The sequence below is a fragment of the Pseudomonas sp. Irchel 3H7 genome, assembly GCF_900187605.1.
GTDB lineage: Bacteria > Pseudomonadota > Gammaproteobacteria > Pseudomonadales > Pseudomonadaceae > Aquipseudomonas.
The window spans coordinates 134,070-151,226 of sequence record NZ_FYEA01000005.1 but is presented as its reverse complement, the minus strand read 5'-3'; the positions used below and the strand labels follow the sequence as shown (position 1 = coordinate 151,226).

Here is a 17,157-nt window from a genome sequence, read left to right as displayed (position 1 = left end):
GGCTTTCAGCCACGCTGATGGCACTTCGAAATACCTTTTGTCGGACGTCTCGTATAGACACGTCGCGACGTCGTTTTCAGGAGTTATTGAACGGCCATCCAATTTTAGGCATGGCAATTGCTCTGTCATAACAAAGCCCGTCTCCCACGCGAGAACGCTGGCAATAACAAGAGCCTCCGCCTGAGGCCATCACCCGCTTTGTGTGAGGAGATACCGCGATGACGTCGTTCAACTCCGGGGCCCAACCCCAGAACCGTGCGCCTCAATCCATCGGCTTTCTGCTGCTGGACAATTTCACGCTGATTTCTCTGGCCTCCGCAGTAGAACCTCTACGCATGGCCAACCAATTGTCCGGTCGCGAGCTGTATCGCTGGAGCACCCTCACCGTTGATGGTGGCCAAGTGTGGGCCAGTGACGGTCTGCAAATCACTCCCGACGCGTCCATGCACAAAGCGCCACCGCTGGACACCGTGATTGTCTGCGGCGGTATCGGCATTCAGCGTACCGTGACTCGTGAACACGTTTCCTGGCTGCAAAGCCAGGCGCGTCAGTCCAAGCGCCTTGGCGCCGTGTGCACCGGCAGTTGGGCGCTGGCCTGCGCTGGCCTGCTCGACGGTTTCGATTGCAGCGTGCACTGGGAATGTCTGGCGGCGATGCAGGAAGCTTTCCCGCGCGTGGCCATGAGCACTCGCTTGTTCACCCTCGACCGTAACCGTTTCACCAGCTCCGGCGGCACCGCGCCGCTGGACATGATGCTGCACCTGATCAGCCGCGATCATGGTCGCGAGCTGTCCGCCGCGATCTCGGAAATGTTCGTCTACGAACGCATCCGCAACGAGCAGGATCACCAGCGTGTGCCGCTCAAGCACATGCTCGGCACCAATCAGCCGAAGCTGCAGGAAATCGTCGCGCTGATGGAAGCCAACCTCGAAGAGCCGATCGACCTCGATGAATTGGCGGTGTACGTCGCTGTGTCGCGTCGACAGCTGGAGCGGTTGTTCCAGAAATACCTGCACTGCTCGCCGTCGCGCTATTACTTGAAGCTGCGTCTGATCCGCGCCCGGCAATTGCTCAAGCAAACGCCGATGTCGATCATCGAAGTGGCGTCGGTGTGTGGTTTCGTCTCGACGCCGCACTTCTCCAAGTGCTATCGCGAATACTTCGGCATTCCGCCGCGTGACGAGCGCGTAGGCTCCAACACCACCCAGCAAGTGGCGATGCTGCCGCTCCCGCAGGCAATCGTGATGTCGCCGCTGTCGGGGCCGATGTCGGCGTTGAGTCAGGCGCGTAATGAATCGACGTTTGCCAGCGTAAGGCTGTAAGGCAAAAGATCGCAGCCTGCGGCAGCTCCTACAGGGATATGCGTTCCAATGTAGGAGCTGCCGAAGGCTGCGATCTTTTGATCTGCTGTCAGGCGCTATGGCTTTGCTGGAAGTCCGCCAATGCCGGCAACAACTGCTTGTCGATCGCCTGCCGCACCGCCGGCTGGATGCTGGCGCCGCTGGTGTACATGTCCTTGACCATCTTGCGCAGTTCAAACGCGCGCACATTATCCAGACCGCGCACCGCGCACTCGCAGGCCTGATCGGCGGTCGTGCCACTGGGTACTTGAATACCCAACGCCTTGAGCTGGCCCAACAAATCTTCCTGATCGATCAAATCGGCATACATCATGACGCGCATCCTTCTTCAATAACGGAGGTCGTGGCTCGATTCTGGTAGCCACGCCGGGGCACGGCAAGGGCGTTTTGTCGCAGTGGCTGCGACGGCTATGAACAGGTCGTTTTCGGCTAACTTGCCGCTCAAGGGAGTGGGCACACTGAACTCAGCTTGCAACACGAAGGTTTGGTCACCCTCGCACGGCAGCTCCTCAACAGTAGCTTGAGCCCCGATCCAGTCACGGCTGGTATCGGGGCTTTTTTTGCCTGCTGAAAAGCAGAGATCGCAGCCTTCGGCAGCTCCTGCATTGGAATGCATTTCCCTGTAGGAGCTGCCGAAGGCTGCGATCTTTTTATGGTCTAGCGCTGCAACACCAGAATCCGCGACAACAACTCATCCCGATCGACATAGCAACCCTGAAAATGCCGTGCCCCGGTCGCCGGGTCAAACGCATTGCGCGCATGCAAGGTGCGGCGGTTATCGAAGCACCAAAGCTCACCGGGATTGAGCCTTTGCATGAGCCGAAACCGTGGCTCACGGGTCATCGCAATAAACCGCCGATAAGCCCGATACAGCACCGGCATCTGCTCCACCGACGTATCAAACGCGCCGCGCAGAAAGTTCGCCATACGAATCTCCGTCACGCGTCCCAAGGCATCCAACGCAATGATCGGCGCCAGGCAGCGATAGTCGCTGTGGCGGTCCTTGTTGCGAAACTCCACCGGGATTTCACACAAGGCCTGAAACGACGCCGGGTCTTCACTGCGCAACGCATCGGCAATCGCAAAGCCATCGACAAAAATACTCTCGCCACCCTCGGCGGCGTTTACCAGGCAATGCAGAAATTGCAGCCCCGGTTGCAGCTCGCGAGTTGGCAGATCCGTGTGCAAGGGCAGGTTGAAAGCGGTGTAGGCATTGCTTTCGGCATCGGCTTTGGATTGCACGTTGAACAGCACGCCGAAGTTGCTCTCGCGGATGAATGAAATGCGCTGCGCGATGAGTTTCAGCGAGCCGGGTTCAGTGGGCACACCGCGCACCTGCGTCAGGCCAATGTCGCGAATGGCGATCATCCATTGCAGCAGGGTGGCGTTGTCGTTCATCAGTGCCGAATAGTCGAACACCGGCAACTGCAAATCGCTGTGCCACAGGTAAGACTTGGGTTTGCCCGCCAGACGTTCGGCGCGGGAATCATCGTCGTAGGCGTGTGCGCGTAACCAACCGGGATCGAAGCGGCTGAGGTGGCCGTCCTGCCAGTCAATGCGCAGGCAGCCGTCAGTATCGATATGCGCGGCGACAGGCTTGAGGTCTTCAGCGGCGTCGACAATCTCGAACACCTGTTCGCGGGTGACGTTGTAGACGCACTTCGGGCACGGGCAATTGTCCCGCAACCAGACATGGTGAAACGGGCTGACGCGACCGTCAGCCCAGGCGATGGCAACGCGATCCGCCAGGGTCTGCACGCCGCTTAGCGCGCTGATCAACGGATAAGTACGGAAATCGGCAACAGCGGCAGCGGTGTTCATAGCGGCTCCTTGCGATTGATGGATTTACCTTGCAGGTGGCAGCGCGATGACGCGGCCGATGTAAGCGGGAGCGGGCAAGTCTTTCTGCTCGGCGATGATGTCTTGCAGGCGGTTCAAGGTGTCCGGGCTGAACAGCGCCGAGCGCGGGCCGGCGAGGTCGACGTGCAGCAGCATCTGTTCGTTGCCGGCCAGCTCTTGCGCATCACCGACCTTGTGCAGGCTGTGATAGAGGTGCAGACGTTTGCTGTCGTGACCGATGATTTGCGTGTGCACTTCGACCTCGGTGTCGAGCTTCACTTCGTGCAGATAATTGAGGTGCAGTTCGAGGGTGAACAGCGAGTGGCCGCTGGCTTCGCGGTGGTTGCTGTCCATGCCGAGGCGGTCCATCAGGGCGTCGGTGGCGTAGCTGAAAATCAGCAAGTAGAAGGCGTCGCGCAGGTGGCCGTTGTAGTCGACCCAGTCGAGGATGACTTTGGTTTGGTAGGTGGTGAGGTGGGGCATGGTTTGGGTTCCGGCAGTTGGCGGGTCGTTAAGATCAAGAGCTGCCCCCTCACCCCAGCCCTCTCCCCCAAGGGGGGCGAGGGGGAAAGGGAGCAGATCTTCAAGTCTTTCAAGTCTTGAGTTCGACTCAGTAGTGCAAATCGGCGTAGCTCGCAAAAACACCACGGTCAGTTCCCTCTCCCCCCGGGAGAGGGCTAGGGTGAGGGCAGCGATGTCATGCCAGACACATCACTCGCTGAAACTCATCCCATGCTTCTCCTTGGTGCTCTTCACCGCCTCCAGCACCGCCAGCAAGCAATCATCACGATAGCGCTCCAGCGCCGAAATGCTGTGACGACCGAGCTGATCACTGGTGCCATCGACCACATCATCAATCAACTTGTCAGTCAGCTCCGGCGCCGGCAGATACGTCCACGGCAACTGCAACGCCGGGCCGAATTGCGACATGAAGTGGCGCATGCCTGCGTCACCCCCAGCCAGCGTGTAAGTGAGGAACGTACCCATGAACGACCAGCGCAACCCGGCGCCAAAACGGATCGCATCATCGATCTCGCCAGTGGTCGCGACACCGTCGTTAACCAAGTGCAATGCCTCACGCCACAGCGCTTCGAGCAAGCGGTCGGCGATAAAACCGGGCACTTCCTTGCGTACGTGCAACGGGCGCATGCCGAGGGACTCATAAACCTTCATGGCCGCCTGCACAGCTTCCGGCGCGGTGTTCTTGCCACCGACCACTTCCACCAGCGGCAACAGATAAACCGGGTTGAACGGGTGGCCGACCACGCAGCGTTCCGGATGCGTCGAACTCTCGTAGAACTCGCTCGGCAACAGCCCCGAAGTGCTCGAACCAATCAACGCATTTGGCTTGGCCGCTGCGCTGATTTTGCTGTGCAGATCAAGTTTCAGCTCCAGACGTTCCGGGGCGCTTTCTTGAATGAAGTCGGCATCGCGCACGCATTCTTCGATGGTCGCGACGAAGCGCAGACGATCCTGCGAAGCGCCCGGCGCCAGACCGTTTTTCTCCAGCGCGCCCCAGGCATTGGCCACGCGTTTGCGCAGTGCCGCTTCGGCACCGGGCGCCGGGTCCCAGGCCACCACGTCGAGGCCATGGGCGAGGGCACGGGCCACCCAGCCGCTGCCGATGACACCGCTGCCCAGCGCAGCGAAGGTTTTGATTTCGGTGATAAAGCTCATAGGAATTTTCCCGTGGAAAGTAATCCCTGTAGGAGCTGCCGAAGGCTGCGATCTTTTGATCTTGATCTTGATCTTGAGAAACAAAATCAAAAGATCGCAGCCTTCGGCAGCTCCTACAGGTGAAATTTGGGGGGCAGTCAGAGCCCCGTTTTTTGAGCTGAGGGTTAACCGCGCTGGGTCAGGCCCATCTTTTTGCGGCCCTCTGCCGGGGTCAGCACGCGCGCGCCGAGGCGGCTGAGGATCTCGGTGGCGCGTTCGACCAATTGGCCGTTGGTCGCCAGCACACCCTTGTCCAGCCACAGGTTGTCTTCCAGCCCGACCCGCACGTTGCCGCCGAGCAGCACCGCTTGCGCCGCCATTGGCATCTGCATCCGGCCAATCCCGAACCCGGCCCACACCGCATCCGCCGGCAAGTTATCGACCATGGCTTTCATGGTGGTGGTGTCCGCCGGGGCGCCCCACGGAATGCCCAGGCATAACTGGAACAGCGGGTTATCGAGCAAACCTTCCTTGATCATCTGCTTGGCGAACCACAGGTGACCGGTGTCGAAAATTTCCAGCTCGGCTTTCACGCCCAGCTCGGTGATGCGCTTGGCGCCGGCGCGCAATTGCGCCGGGGTCGAGACGTAAATGGTGTCGCCATCGCCGAAGTTCAGCGTGCCGCAATCGAGGGTGCAGATTTCCGGCAGCAACTCTTCAACGTGGGCGAGACGGGTCAGCGGGCCGACCAGATCGGTGTTCGGACCGAACTCCATCGGGTTCTCGCCGGCGCCGATTTCCAGGTCGCCGCCCATACCAGCGGTGAGGTTGACGATGATGTCGACGTCCGCCTCGCGAATGCGCTCCATCACTTCGCGGTACAGCGCCACGTCGCGGCTGAACTTGCCGGTCTGCGGATCGCGCACATGGCAGTGCACAACCGTGGCGCCAGCCTTGGCCGCTTCCACAGCCGCCGCAGCGATCTGTTTCGGGGTGACCGGCACGTGGGGGCTCTTGGCGGTCGTGTCGCCAGCACCGGTGAGTGCGCAGGTGATGATGACGTCGTGGTTCATGGTGCGGTTTCCTTCAGGCGTGATGGGTCTGTCCGCAGCCCTGTTCGGGGCTGCGAAGCGTGGTTCATTTGCCTCTCCCATCTGGGAGAGCGGGTTTTTCAATAGAGGGTTATTTGCTGGTCAGCTGGAGGTTTTCAGCGGCCGGTTTGCCATCGAACGTGGTCACACCCTCAAGCCAGCGCTGCTTGTCTTCGGGGTGATCCTTGAGCCATTGCTTGGCCGATTCGAAAGCATCCTTGTGATCGAGCAGCGGCTGCATCATCCGGCTCTCGTCCTCGGCGGTGAACGTCAGGTTGGTCAGCAGGCGACCGATGTTCGGGCACTGCTCGGCGTATTTCGGCGCGGTGACGGTCCACACCGTGGCCATGCCTTCGTTCGGGCCGAGGGCGTCGTCGCTGCCGGTCAGATACGTCATCTGCACGTTGACGTTCATCGGGTGCGGCGCCCAGCCGAAGAACACCACGGCCTCTTTGCGGCGCACGGCGCGGTCGACGGCAGCGAGCATCCCGGCTTCGCTGGATTCGACCAACTGGAACTTGCCGAGACCGAACTGGTTCTTGGCGATCATTGCCTTGATCTGCGTGTTGGCGCCCGAGCCTGGCTCGATGCCGTAGATCTTGCCGCCCAGTTCTTTTTCAAACTTGGCGATGTCGGCGAAGGTTTTCAGGCCTTTGTCGGCCAGATAAGTCGGCACCGCGAGGGTCGCGCGGGCGTCTTTCAGGCTCGGCGCTTCGAGGACTTTGACCTGATTGGCGTCGACGAACGGGGTAATGGTCTGCGTCATCAGCGGGTTCCAGTAACCGAGGAACAGGTCCAGGCGCTGATCGCGGATCCCGGCGAAGATGATTTGCTGGGACGCGCTGGTCTGTTTGGTGTTGTAGCCGAGGCCGTCGAGCAGGACCTGGGTCATGGCACTGGTGGCGATCACGTCGGTCCAGTTGACCACGCCCATGCGCACGTTCTGGCATGAGGCGGGTTCGGCCGCCATGACGCTGGCGCTCAAGAAAGCGGTACCGCTGAGTGCAAGAACACAGCTGCTGATCAGTCGTTTCATGTCGGGTTCCTCGGCAGGTCGTTTATTGTGGTTCCCGGCGTCTGACGCGCCGGTGATGCCAAGTTACGCAGCTATGCCCCCGTAAAAGCGCACTGCGGCGACTGGCATTTGCACTGTAGCGACCTGTGCGCTTGAACGCCGACGACAATCGGCGTATCAACGAGCCACGCTACCCTCCCTTTCGTTACCCGCGAATCGAGTGCGCACATGTCTCAGGATTTCTATTTCTTGCTGATGCCGGGGTTCTCCGCCATTGGCTTTATCTCTGCAATTGAACCGCTGCGCGTGGCCAACCGCTTTCGTGGCGAGTTGTATCGCTGGCATGTGCTCAGCGCCGACGGCGGGGCGGTGCTGGCGAGCAATGGCATGTCGGTCAACGCCGACGCGGCGCTTGACCCGCTGAAGAAAGGCGCGACGCTGCTGGTGGTGGCCGGGTTTGAACCGCTGAAGTTCGCCACGCCAATCCTTGAACACTGGTTGCGGCGGCTGGACAACGAAGGCGTGACCCTCGGCGCCATCGACACCGGCAGCTTCGTCCTTGCTGAGGCGGGCCTGCTTGATGGCCATCGCCTGACCCTGCACTGGGAAGCCATCGATGCCTTCAAGGAATCTTATCCACAACTCAGCGTGACCCAGGAGCTGTTCGAGATCGACCGCCGGCGAATCACCTCGGCCGGCGGTACGGCTTCTATCGATCTAATGCTCGATCTGATCGCCCAGGCCCATGGGCCGCAACTGGCGATTCAGGTCAGCGAGCAGTTTGTGCTGGGGCGCATTCGTCCACGCAAAGACCACCAGCGCATGGAAGTCGCCACGCGTTACGGCATCAGCAACAAGAAACTGGTTCATGTGATTGGCGAGATGGAGCAGCACAGCGAACCGCCGCTGACTACGCTGCAATTGGCGGAATCGATCAAGGTGACGCGGCGGCAACTGGAGCGCTTGTTTCGGTTGCACCTGAACGATACGCCGAGCAATTTTTATCTGCGTCTGCGCCTGGAAAAAGCCCGCCAGTTACTGCGCCAGACCGACATGAGCGTGCTGGAAGTGAGCATCGCCTGCGGCTTCGAGTCCCCGTCCTACTTCACCCGCAGTTACCGCGCCCGCTTCGCCCGCTGCCCTCGCGAAGACCGGCGTACCGCCCAGGCCTGAATGGATGCACCCAAAACCAATGTGGGAGCGAGCCTGCTCGCGAAGACGGCGTGTCAGTCAATACAGGATTGACTGATCCACCGCTTTCGCGAGCAGGCTCGCTCCCACATTGGGATCTTCATTGTCTGAAAAACGCTTACTTCTTCAGCAACGCCGAACACGCTGCCTTGTAAGCCTCATGCTGATACTTGTTCAGCGTCCCCGGCAGCTCGAAATTATGCTTCTTCGCCTGCGCATTGATCGTCTGCGGCGACAACAACGTCACCTCGCAACCATCCAGCAACTGCAAAATCCCCTCAATCTTGAACGTCGTCGGCCCGCCGGCAAACTCACCCTTCTTGCTGCGTTTCTTGATCGCAATCCGATCAACCGAGTTCTCCCGCACAAACGACGCCACCTGCGCCGCGAACAGCTTCACGTTGGCCGCCTCGTCATCGTCTTCAAGGGCGATTTTCTTGGTGGCAAGGGGGACGTGGCTCAGGGTCGAACCGTCGAGAGCGGCCACGGCGATGATTGCTTCGCTGCCTTTGATTTCGATGCCGCAGATGTTCATGGGGAATTCCTTGAAGTGAAGGGGGCAGCTTACAGCTCAAGCTGATTGGCGGTGATGCCGAACGCCGACGCAATTTTCTCGCGTGTCGCTTTACGTGGCTTGGACACCGTTTCCTGTTGAGCAAACGCCGGTTGCGAAATACCCATGCGTTTGGCGACTTCTTCCTGAGTCAGGTTGAGGTGTTCGCGCCAGGCACGGATCGGTGTTGCCCCATCGACCATCCGGCTGACGACCTCATGGGGAATCAGGTCGGGCTGCATTTTTTGCGCAACGTACTGCGCGTAGGGAATGACGACGAAGGCGGGGTTGCCCTCGGCGTCGTTGATGATTTGGATGTCAGTAGGTGCGTTCATCGCGTTTCTTGACCTCTTGAATACTGACCACTTTGATTGCGCCATCCCAGTCGAACATGACTCGATAATTACCGACACGCAGGCGGTAGGAGTAGTCATGGCCAATCAGTGCTTTGACATTGCCCACATCAGGCATGTCGGCAAGCGCCGTAACGGCATCTCGAACCTGTACCTGATGCACAGAGTGCAATTTCAAGAGTTGCTTAACGGCCTTTCGTGTCCAGTGGATGCTGTTCATGGAAGAATATAAGTCTTTTATAAGATTCGCGAATCTTTGCTTATATTTTTAAGGTGGCCAATCAAGAACAGTTGTCAGGATATTGCGTGAAGCGCCCGTAGATCGGGGCTTTCACGCAATAGGTGTAGGCGAAGTCGGCATGTGCCGTAAGAAGAAGAGATTCACGAGGCAATTGCAGAAAGCAGTGCCAATTTTCCTTCAAATTTTGAGGACTATTCCTGCCCAATCGACTCCAAAAACTCCGACCGTTCATCACTCATCCGCGCCACGCAGTCATTCTGCGCAATCGTGAACGCCTTGCTCCCCGCCGTCGCCGGGAACGCTTCCACGGCGCAATCGGCATCCCGCGTCTTCAGCCACTGCTGCTGGGCGGTTTTGAGTTTGGCGGTGATATCCGCCAGTTGCGTCGCGTTTTTGCCGTACGCGGTCTGCATGCGTTCGGTCAGGCTGGCGTAGTTGTCCTTGAGCAGGTCTTCGGCGGTACTGCGGCTGTAGGTCGAGCATTCCAGGGTCTGGACGTCGTTTTCGACGGCGTCGCACGGGTTGTTGTCGGACTCTTCGGCGGCGTGTACGCCGGTCGCAATCAAAGCCAAAGCCAGGAAGATCGATTTCATTGTTGTCGCCGCTCTAATCCAGTGGTGTTTCGAAGATGCCGGAGATTCTGGCTCAAGCTTGCGGGCTTGAACAGGTAGCTGATCGGAGCGTCTGGCGACCCTTTGTCGCGGATTGACGCTTTCGGCAATTCCCCTGTCGTTTTTGCACCCGGTCGCCCCGGCACCGAGGCATATGCTGGCCCCAAAGCGCCGGCAGACGATTCGGCGCATGAATCGCCAATAAGGGGACGCCTGATGAGCCCAGCCGAATTACACGCCGACAGCATCGTTATCGACGGTCTGATCATTGCCAAATGGAACCGCGAGCTGTTCGAAGACATGCGCAAGGGCGGTCTGACGGCAGCCAACTGCACTGTGTCGGTGTGGGAAGGCTTTCAGGCGACCGTGAACAATATTGCTGCCAGCCAGAAGCTGATCCGCGACAACAGCGACCTGGTCATGCCGGTGCGCACCACCGCCGACATCCGCCGCGCCAAAGAGCAAGGCAAGACCGGCATCCTCTTCGGCTTCCAGAATGCTCACGCGTTTGAAGACCAGATCGGCTATGTCGAAGTGTTCAAGCAGCTCGGCGTCGGCATCGTGCAGATGTGCTACAACACCCAGAACCTGGTCGGCACCGGTTGCTACGAGCGTGACGGCGGCCTCTCGGGCTTCGGTCGCGAAATCGTGGCTGAAATGAACCGTGTTGGCGTCATGTGCGACCTGTCCCACGTCGGTTCCAAGACTTCCGAAGAAGTCATCCTCGAATCGAAAAAACCGGTTTGCTATTCCCACTGCCTGCCGTCGGGTCTCAAAGAGCACCCGCGCAACAAGTCCGATGAGGAACTCAAGTTCATCGCTGATCACGGCGGTTTCGTCGGCGTGACCATGTTCGCGCCGTTCCTCGCCAAGGGCATCGATTCGACCATCGACGATTACGCCGAAGCGATCGAATACGTGATGAACATCGTCGGCGAAGACGCCATCGGCATTGGCACCGACTTCACCCAGGGCCACGGTCAGGACTTCTTTGAATACCTGACCCACGACAAGGGTTACGCCCGCCGTCTGACCAGTTTCGGCAAGATCATCAACCCGCTGGGCATCCGCACCGTCGGCGAGTTCCCGAACCTGACCGAAACCCTGCTCAAGCGCGGCCATTCCGAGCGCGTGGTACGCAAGATCATGGGCGAGAACTGGGTCAACGTCCTCAAAGACGTCTGGGGCGAGTAACGCTTTCTCAAGACCGCCGCCGATCTGCTCCCTCTCCCTCTGGGAGAGGGCTGGGGTGAGGGCCGCGGCCAACACTGAATCTAAAATTTTCTGGAGTTAAGTTTCCATGGCCAAGATCGCCCCGCAATTGCCAATCGAAGTCGACAGCGAGACCGGTGTCTGGACCTCCGACGCCCTGCCAATGCTCTACGTGCCACGTCACTTCTTTGTGAATAACCACATGGGCATCGAAGAGGTTCTGGGCGCTGACGCCTACGCCGAAATCCTCTACAAGGCCGGCTACAAATCCGCCTGGCACTGGTGCGAGAAGGAAGCTGAATGCCACGGCCTGGAAGGAGTCGCGGTGTTCGAGCACTACATGAAGCGTCTGTCGCAACGCGGCTGGGGCCTGTTCAAGATCCAGGACATCGACCTCGACAAAGGCACCGCCAGCGTCAAGCTCGAACACTCGGCGTTCGTCTACGTCTACGGCAAGGTCGGGCGCAAGGTCGACTACATGTTCACCGGTTGGTTTGCTGGGGCCATGGACCAGATTCTGCAAGCACGCGGCAGCAGCATCCGCACCGTCGCCGAGCAAGTCTACGGTGGCTCCGAAGAAGGCCACGACGACGGCCTGTTCACCGTCAAGCCGTTGTAAGTCGAGGAACCCGCCATGGCTTTCGAAGCAATGTTCCAGCCGATCCAGATCGGCAAACTGACCATCCGCAACCGCGTGCTCAGCACCGCGCACGCCGAGGTCTACGCGACTGACGGTGGCATGACCACCGAGCGCTACGTCAAATATTACGAAGAGAAAGCCAAGGGCGGCATCGGCCTGGCGATCTGTGGCGGCTCCTCCGTGGTCGCCATCGACAGCCCGCAGCAGTGGTGGAGTTCGGTCAACCTGTCGACCGACCGCATCATCCCGCACTTCCAGAATCTGGCCGACGCCATGCACAAGCACGGCGCCAAGATCATGATTCAGATTACCCACATGGGCCGGCGCTCGCGCTGGGACGGTTTCCACTGGCCGACCCTGATGTCGCCGTCGGGCATCCGTGAACCGGTGCACCGCGCCACGTGCAAAACCATCGAGCCGGAAGAAATCTGGCGGGTCATCGGCAACTATGCCCAAGCCGCACGCCGGGCCAAGGCCGGTGGCCTCGACGGCGTTGAGCTGTCGGCGGTGCACCAACACATGATCGACCAGTTCTGGAGCCCGCGCGTCAACAAGCGTACCGACGAATGGGGCGGCACCTTCGAAGGCCGGATGAAGTTCGGTCTGGAAGTACTGAAAGCCGTGCGCGCCGAGGTCGGTGACGACTTCTGCGTGGGCATGCGCATCTGCGGTGACGAGTTCCACCCGGACGGCTTGTCCCACGAAGACATGAAGCAGATCGCCAAGTATTACGACGACACCGGCATGCTCGATTTCATCGGCGTCGTCGGCTCGGGTTGTGACACCCACAACACCTTGGCCAACGTGATTCCGAACATGAGTTATCCACCGGAGCCGTTCTTGCATCTGGCCGCCGGGATCAAGGAAGTGGTCAAAGTGCCGGTGCTGCACGCACAGAACATCAAGGACCCGAACCAGGCCACGCGGATTCTTGAGGGCGGTTACGTCGACATGGTCGGCATGACCCGCGCGCACATCGCAGACCCGCACCTGATCGCCAAGATCAAGATGGGTCAGATCGACCAGATCAAACAGTGCGTCGGCGCCAACTATTGCATCGACCGCCAGTATCAAGGCCTCGACGTGTTGTGCATCCAGAACGCCGCAACGTCCCGTGAGTACATGGGCGTGCCGCACATCATCGAGAAATCCACCGGGCCGAAACGCAAGGTTGTGATCGTCGGTGCCGGCCCGGCCGGGATGGAAGCGGCCCGCGTTGCCGCCGAGCGTGGCCACGACGTGACCCTGTTCGAGAAGAAGGAATTCATCGGCGGGCAGATCACCACCGCATCGAAAGCGCCGCAGCGCGACCAGATCGCTGGCATCACCCGCTGGTTCCAGCTGGAATTGGCGCGGCTGAAAGTCGATCTGCGTCTGGGCACGGCGGCCGACGCAGACACCATCATGGACCTGCGTCCGGACGTAGTGGTGCTGGCGGTCGGCGGGCATCCGTATCTGGAACAGAACGAGCACTGGGGCGCCGCCGAAGGGCTGGTGGTCAGCAGTTGGGACGTGCTCGACGGCAAGGTTGCGCCGGGCAAGAACGTGCTGGTCTACGACACCATTTGCGAGTTCACCGGGATGTCGGTCGCCGACTTCCTCGCCGACAAGGGCAGCCAGGTCGAGATCGTCACCGACGACATCAAACCGGGCGTGGCCATCGGTGGTACGTCGTTCCCGACCTACTACCGCAGCATGTACCCGAAAGAAGTGATCATGACCGGCGACATGATGCTGGAGAAGGTCTACCGCGAAGGCGACAAACTGGTCGCGGTGTTGGAGAACGAATACACCGGCGCCAAAGAGGAGCGGGTGGTTGATCAGGTGGTGGTGGAAAACGGCGTGCGTCCGGATGAGGAAATCTACTACGCGCTCAAAGAGGGTTCGCGCAACAAGGGCCAAATCGACGTCGAGGCGTTGTTCGCGATCCAGCCGCAACCTTCGCTGAGCGAGGCGGGCGACGGCTACTTGTTGTTCCGCATCGGCGACTGCGTGGCGCAGCGCAACACCCACGCCGCCATTTATGACGCTCTGCGGCTCTGCAAGGATTTCTAAGGGCTAGTGAACCGATCGTTCCCACGCTCTGCGTGGGAATGCCGCAATGGACGCTCTGCGTCCGCTTGGGACGCGGAGCGTCCCGGCATGCATTCCCACGCAGAGCGTGGGAACGATCATTGAACGCCGTGTTTCTCCAGGTTGTACTGGTGGGAGCTTCACCATGTTGAACACCCTTCTTCCAATCCTGTTGTTCGCCGCTCTGGGCCTTGGTGTCCTCGGCGCGTTGCGGCGGGTGGCCATGTGGCGCCGGGGCCGGGCCTCGAAGGTCGATCTGATCGGCGGCCTGTTGGCCATGCCCAAGCGTTACATGGTCGATTTGCACCACGTAGTGGCGCGGGACAAATACATTGCCAACACCCACGTCGCGACAGCGGGCGGAGCGGTGGCGTCGATTGTGCTGGCGCTGCTGGTCCACGGTTTCGGCCTGCATAACCGCATCCTCGGTTACGCCTTGCTGCTGATGACGGCGGTGATGTTCGTCGGCGCGATTTTCGTTTACCTGCGTCGGCGCAATCCGCCGGCGCGGCTGTCGAAAGGCCCGTGGATGCGCCTGCCGAAAAGCCTGCTGGCGTTCTCGGCGTCGTTCTTTCTGCTGACCCTGCCGGTGGCCGGAATCCTCCCGGAGAACTTTGGCGGCTGGGTGCTCGCGGTCATCCTCGGAATTGGCGTGCTGTGGGGCGTGTCGGAACTGTTCTTCGGCATGACTTGGGGCGGGCCGATGAAGCATGCCTTTGCCGGTGCCTTGCACCTGGCCTGGCACCGTCGCGCCGAACGTTTTGGCGGCGGCCGTTCCACCGGTTTGAAGCCGCTGGATCTGAACGATCCGAGCGCACCATTGGGTGTTGAGAAACCCAAGGATTTCACCTGGAACCAGTTGCTCGGTTTTGACGCCTGCGTGCAGTGCGGCAAATGCGAAGCGGCGTGCCCGGCCTTTGCTGCCGGCCAGCCGCTGAACCCGAAAAAGCTGATTCAGGACATGGTCGTCGGTCTCGCCGGTGGCACTGACGCCAAGTTCGCCGGTAGCCCTTATCCCGGCAAGCCTGTGGGCGAACACTCGGGCAATCCACATCAACCGATCGTCAACGGTCTGGTCGATGCCGAAACCCTGTGGTCGTGCACCACCTGCCGTGCCTGCGTCGAGGAGTGCCCGATGATGATCGAACATGTCGACGCCATCGTCGACATGCGCCGTCACCTGACTCTGGAAAAAGGCGCGACGCCGAACAAGGGCGCTGAAGTCCTCGAGAACCTCATTGCCACCGACAACCCGGGCGGTTTTGCCCCGGGCGGGCGGATGAACTGGGCGGCGGATTTGAACCTCAATCTGCTCAGCGAAAAGAAATCCACCGACGTGCTGTTCTGGGTCGGCGACGGTGCCTTCGACATGCGCAATCAGCGCACCCTGCGCGCCTTCGTCAAAGTGCTGAAAGCGGCGAAAATCGACTTTGCCGTACTCGGTCTCGAAGAGCGTGACAGCGGCGACGTCGCCCGGCGTCTTGGCGATGAAGCGACCTTCCAGTTGCTCGCCAAACGCAACATCCAGACTCTGGCCAAATACAGCTTCAACCGCATCGTCACTTGCGATCCGCACAGCTTCCACGTGCTGAAAAACGAGTACGGCGCGTTCGACGGCAACTACCTGGTGCAACACCACAGCACTTACATGGCGGAAATCATCCAGGCCGGCGCGCTCAATCTCGGTCAGCACAAAGGCAACAGCGTGACCTATCACGATCCGTGCTACCTCGGCCGCTACAACGGCGAATATGAAGCGCCGCGTGAAGTGCTGCGTGCACTCGGTATCGAGGTCAAAGAGATGCAACGTTCCGGCTTCCGCTCGCGCTGCTGCGGCGGCGGTGGCGGGGCGCCGATCACTGACATTCCGGGCAAGCAGCGGATTCCCGACATGCGCATGGAAGACATCCGCGAGACCGGCGCCGAACTGGTGGCGGTGGGTTGTCCACAGTGCACGGCGATGCTCGAAGGCGTGGTCGAACCGCGTCCGCTGATCAAGGACATCGCCGAACTGGTGGCCGACGCGCTGCTCGAAGACGCCGCGCCGAACAAGCCTGCCACCCCGGCCAAACGTGAACCTGCGGAGGCCCACTGATGAGCGACATTATCCGCCGCGACCCACGCGCCGAATGGATTGCGCGTAACCGCCTGCACCCACTGCACGCGGCCATGCAACCGGCGCAACACAACTGGATGGGGCCCAACGGCATCATCCGCAAGAATCTGCACGGCATCGGTTTTATCGGCCCCAACGGCATCAAGCGTATCGACCGCAGCGGCGCGCAGCAGGGCGGGGCGGTCAAACGTTCGGCTGCTGTGGAGGTGCAACTGCCGCTGCATCAAGTGCCAGCCCCGGCGTTCTATATCACCGTGGTGCCGGACATGGTCGGCGGCCGCTTGAGCAGTCACGACCGTGATTTGCTCGGCCTTGCCCATCAACTCGCTGGCACTGATGGTGCGGTGTTGGCGGTGGTCTTTGGCGAGCACAAGGAAAATGCTTTCGCGACTGCTGGCGTAGATCGCTTGCTGGTGCTTGAGGGTGAAGAGTTCAGCGGTTATGCACCGGAACAGCGCGTGCAGGGCTTGCGCGCTGTGGATAACCAGTTCAACCCACGTCACTGGCTGCTGCCGGACAGTCGCAGCGGTGGCGGTGAACTCGGTCGACGTTTTGCCGCTGCACTTGGCGAGCGTCCGGCGACGCGGGTCTGGCAGGTCAAGGATCAGGAGTGCATTGGCCGCGCGGGCGCCGGGCTGCAAGACCTCGCGCGTCCCGTCGCACGATTGATTCTGGCTGCGGCCGAATGCGCCGAGCCGGTCAGCGAAACTCGCCACGAAGCGTTGCCGGTGGAGTTATCCACAAGCGTCGCGCGCAGCCTGTCGCGGATCGAAGATCTCGGTGCGGTGGCGGTGGACCCGGCAGCGATTCCGATGGCCGAAGCGGAGTTCATTTTCTCCGGCGGCAACGGCGTCAAGGACTGGCAGTTGTTTCACCAAACGGCGGCGGCACTTGGCGCTACCGAAGGCGCTTCCCGCGTTGCAGTGGATGATGGCTTCATGGCCCGTGATCGCCAGGTCGGTGCGTCCGGCACCTGGGTCACCGCACGGGTTTATGTGGCTGTGGGTATCTCCGGCGCAATCCAGCATCTGCAAGGCATCGGCGCCTGCGACAAGGTCGTGGCAATCAACCTCGATCCGGGTTGCGACATGATCAAGCGCGCCGACCTCTCGGTGATCGGCGAGAGCGCAGAGATTCTGCGAGCGTTGATCGAAGCGGTGGCGGCTTACCGCAACGAAGCCAAGCGCGATGCGGCTTAAGGAAAC

Annotated in this window: 17 protein-coding genes; 7 read left to right on the top strand and 10 right to left on the bottom strand. The window is 60.4% G+C overall.

The genetic code is table 11. The features are described 5' to 3' along the window. The first annotated feature begins 218 nt into the window (after positions 1-218). Positions 219-1,322 carry a GlxA family transcriptional regulator gene (locus CKW38_RS11095; RefSeq protein ID WP_007949927.1) on the top strand — a complete coding sequence of 368 codons (1,104 nt, stop codon included), beginning with the start codon at positions 219-221 and terminating at the stop codon, positions 1,320-1,322. 88 nt (positions 1,323-1,410) lie between these two features. Here CKW38_RS11095 and CKW38_RS11090 read toward each other — a convergent pair whose 3' ends face one another. The 6 genes from CKW38_RS11090 to CKW38_RS11065 all read right to left on the bottom strand — a co-directional run bounded on the left by CKW38_RS11090 (position 1,411) and on the right by CKW38_RS11065 (position 6,983). Continuing rightward, positions 1,411-1,674 carry a hypothetical protein gene (locus CKW38_RS11090; RefSeq protein ID WP_095112758.1) on the bottom strand — a complete coding sequence of 88 codons (264 nt, stop codon included), beginning with the start codon at positions 1,672-1,674 and terminating at the stop codon, positions 1,411-1,413. A gap of 344 nt (positions 1,675-2,018) precedes the next feature. Beyond that, complete coding sequence (locus CKW38_RS11085) at positions 2,019-3,182, bottom strand: gamma-butyrobetaine dioxygenase (protein ID WP_095112757.1); 1,164 nt, start codon at positions 3,180-3,182, stop codon at positions 2,019-2,021. A 24-nt stretch (positions 3,183-3,206) separates the two neighbouring features. Then, positions 3,207-3,683, bottom strand: a complete 477-nt coding sequence (locus CKW38_RS11080; RefSeq protein ID WP_095112756.1) for a thioesterase family protein — start codon at positions 3,681-3,683, stop codon at positions 3,207-3,209. Positions 3,684-3,911: 228 nt separating this feature from the next. After that, positions 3,912-4,877, bottom strand: a complete 966-nt coding sequence (locus CKW38_RS11075) for an L-carnitine dehydrogenase (protein ID WP_095112755.1) — start codon at positions 4,875-4,877, stop codon at positions 3,912-3,914. 164 nt (positions 4,878-5,041) lie between these two features. Continuing rightward, a complete protein-coding gene (locus CKW38_RS11070) occupies positions 5,042-5,929 on the bottom strand; it encodes a 3-keto-5-aminohexanoate cleavage protein (protein WP_016983621.1) in 888 nt (295 codons plus the stop codon). A gap of 109 nt (positions 5,930-6,038) precedes the next feature. Beyond that, entirely contained in the window at positions 6,039-6,983 is a 945-nt protein-coding gene (locus CKW38_RS11065; RefSeq protein ID WP_095112754.1) for a choline ABC transporter substrate-binding protein, read from the bottom strand. A 207-nt stretch (positions 6,984-7,190) separates the two neighbouring features. On the opposite strand from CKW38_RS11065, the gene CKW38_RS11060 reads away from it, so the two are divergent. Further along, positions 7,191-8,135, top strand: a complete 945-nt coding sequence (locus tag CKW38_RS11060) for a GlxA family transcriptional regulator (RefSeq protein ID WP_095112753.1) — start codon at positions 7,191-7,193, stop codon at positions 8,133-8,135. Between the two features lie 136 nt (positions 8,136-8,271). Here CKW38_RS11060 and CKW38_RS11055 read toward each other — a convergent pair whose 3' ends face one another. The 4 genes from CKW38_RS11055 to CKW38_RS11040 all read right to left on the bottom strand — a co-directional run bounded on the left by CKW38_RS11055 (position 8,272) and on the right by CKW38_RS11040 (position 9,893). After that, a complete protein-coding gene (locus tag CKW38_RS11055) occupies positions 8,272-8,688 on the bottom strand; it encodes a DUF3010 family protein (protein ID WP_077574831.1) in 417 nt (138 codons plus the stop codon). Between the two features lie 29 nt (positions 8,689-8,717). Further along, positions 8,718-9,041, bottom strand: a complete 324-nt coding sequence (locus tag CKW38_RS11050; protein WP_095112752.1) for a helix-turn-helix domain-containing protein — start codon at positions 9,039-9,041, stop codon at positions 8,718-8,720. Then, entirely contained in the window at positions 9,025-9,279 is a 255-nt protein-coding gene (locus CKW38_RS11045; RefSeq protein ID WP_007911254.1) for a type II toxin-antitoxin system RelE/ParE family toxin, read from the bottom strand. The genes CKW38_RS11050 and CKW38_RS11045 overlap by 17 nt, the downstream gene beginning before the upstream one ends. A gap of 212 nt (positions 9,280-9,491) precedes the next feature. After that, positions 9,492-9,893 carry a lysozyme inhibitor LprI family protein gene (locus CKW38_RS11040; protein ID WP_007911252.1) on the bottom strand — a complete coding sequence of 134 codons (402 nt, stop codon included), beginning with the start codon at positions 9,891-9,893 and terminating at the stop codon, positions 9,492-9,494. A gap of 234 nt (positions 9,894-10,127) precedes the next feature. Between CKW38_RS11040 and CKW38_RS11035 the strand changes: the two genes are divergently transcribed. The 5 genes from CKW38_RS11035 to CKW38_RS11015 all read left to right on the top strand — a co-directional run bounded on the left by CKW38_RS11035 (position 10,128) and on the right by CKW38_RS11015 (position 17,151). Next, positions 10,128-11,105 (top strand): dipeptidase, encoded by a 978-nt coding sequence (locus tag CKW38_RS11035; RefSeq protein ID WP_095112751.1) that lies wholly within the window; start codon positions 10,128-10,130, stop codon positions 11,103-11,105. Between the two features lie 106 nt (positions 11,106-11,211). Continuing rightward, positions 11,212-11,742 (top strand): DUF5943 domain-containing protein, encoded by a 531-nt coding sequence (locus CKW38_RS11030; RefSeq protein ID WP_007907543.1) that lies wholly within the window; start codon positions 11,212-11,214, stop codon positions 11,740-11,742. A 15-nt stretch (positions 11,743-11,757) separates the two neighbouring features. Beyond that, positions 11,758-13,818 (top strand): dimethylglycine demethylation protein DgcA, encoded by a 2,061-nt coding sequence (dgcA, locus tag CKW38_RS11025; protein ID WP_007911244.1) that lies wholly within the window; start codon positions 11,758-11,760, stop codon positions 13,816-13,818. A gap of 163 nt (positions 13,819-13,981) precedes the next feature. Then, complete coding sequence (dgcB, locus tag CKW38_RS11020; protein WP_095112750.1) at positions 13,982-15,931, top strand: dimethylglycine demethylation protein DgcB; 1,950 nt, start codon at positions 13,982-13,984, stop codon at positions 15,929-15,931. Further along, positions 15,931-17,151, top strand: coding sequence for an electron transfer flavoprotein subunit alpha/FixB family protein (locus CKW38_RS11015; RefSeq protein WP_095112749.1), 1,221 nt, complete (start codon positions 15,931-15,933; stop codon positions 17,149-17,151). The genes dgcB and CKW38_RS11015 overlap by 1 nt, the downstream gene beginning before the upstream one ends. The last annotated feature ends 6 nt before the right edge of the window (positions 17,152-17,157 follow it).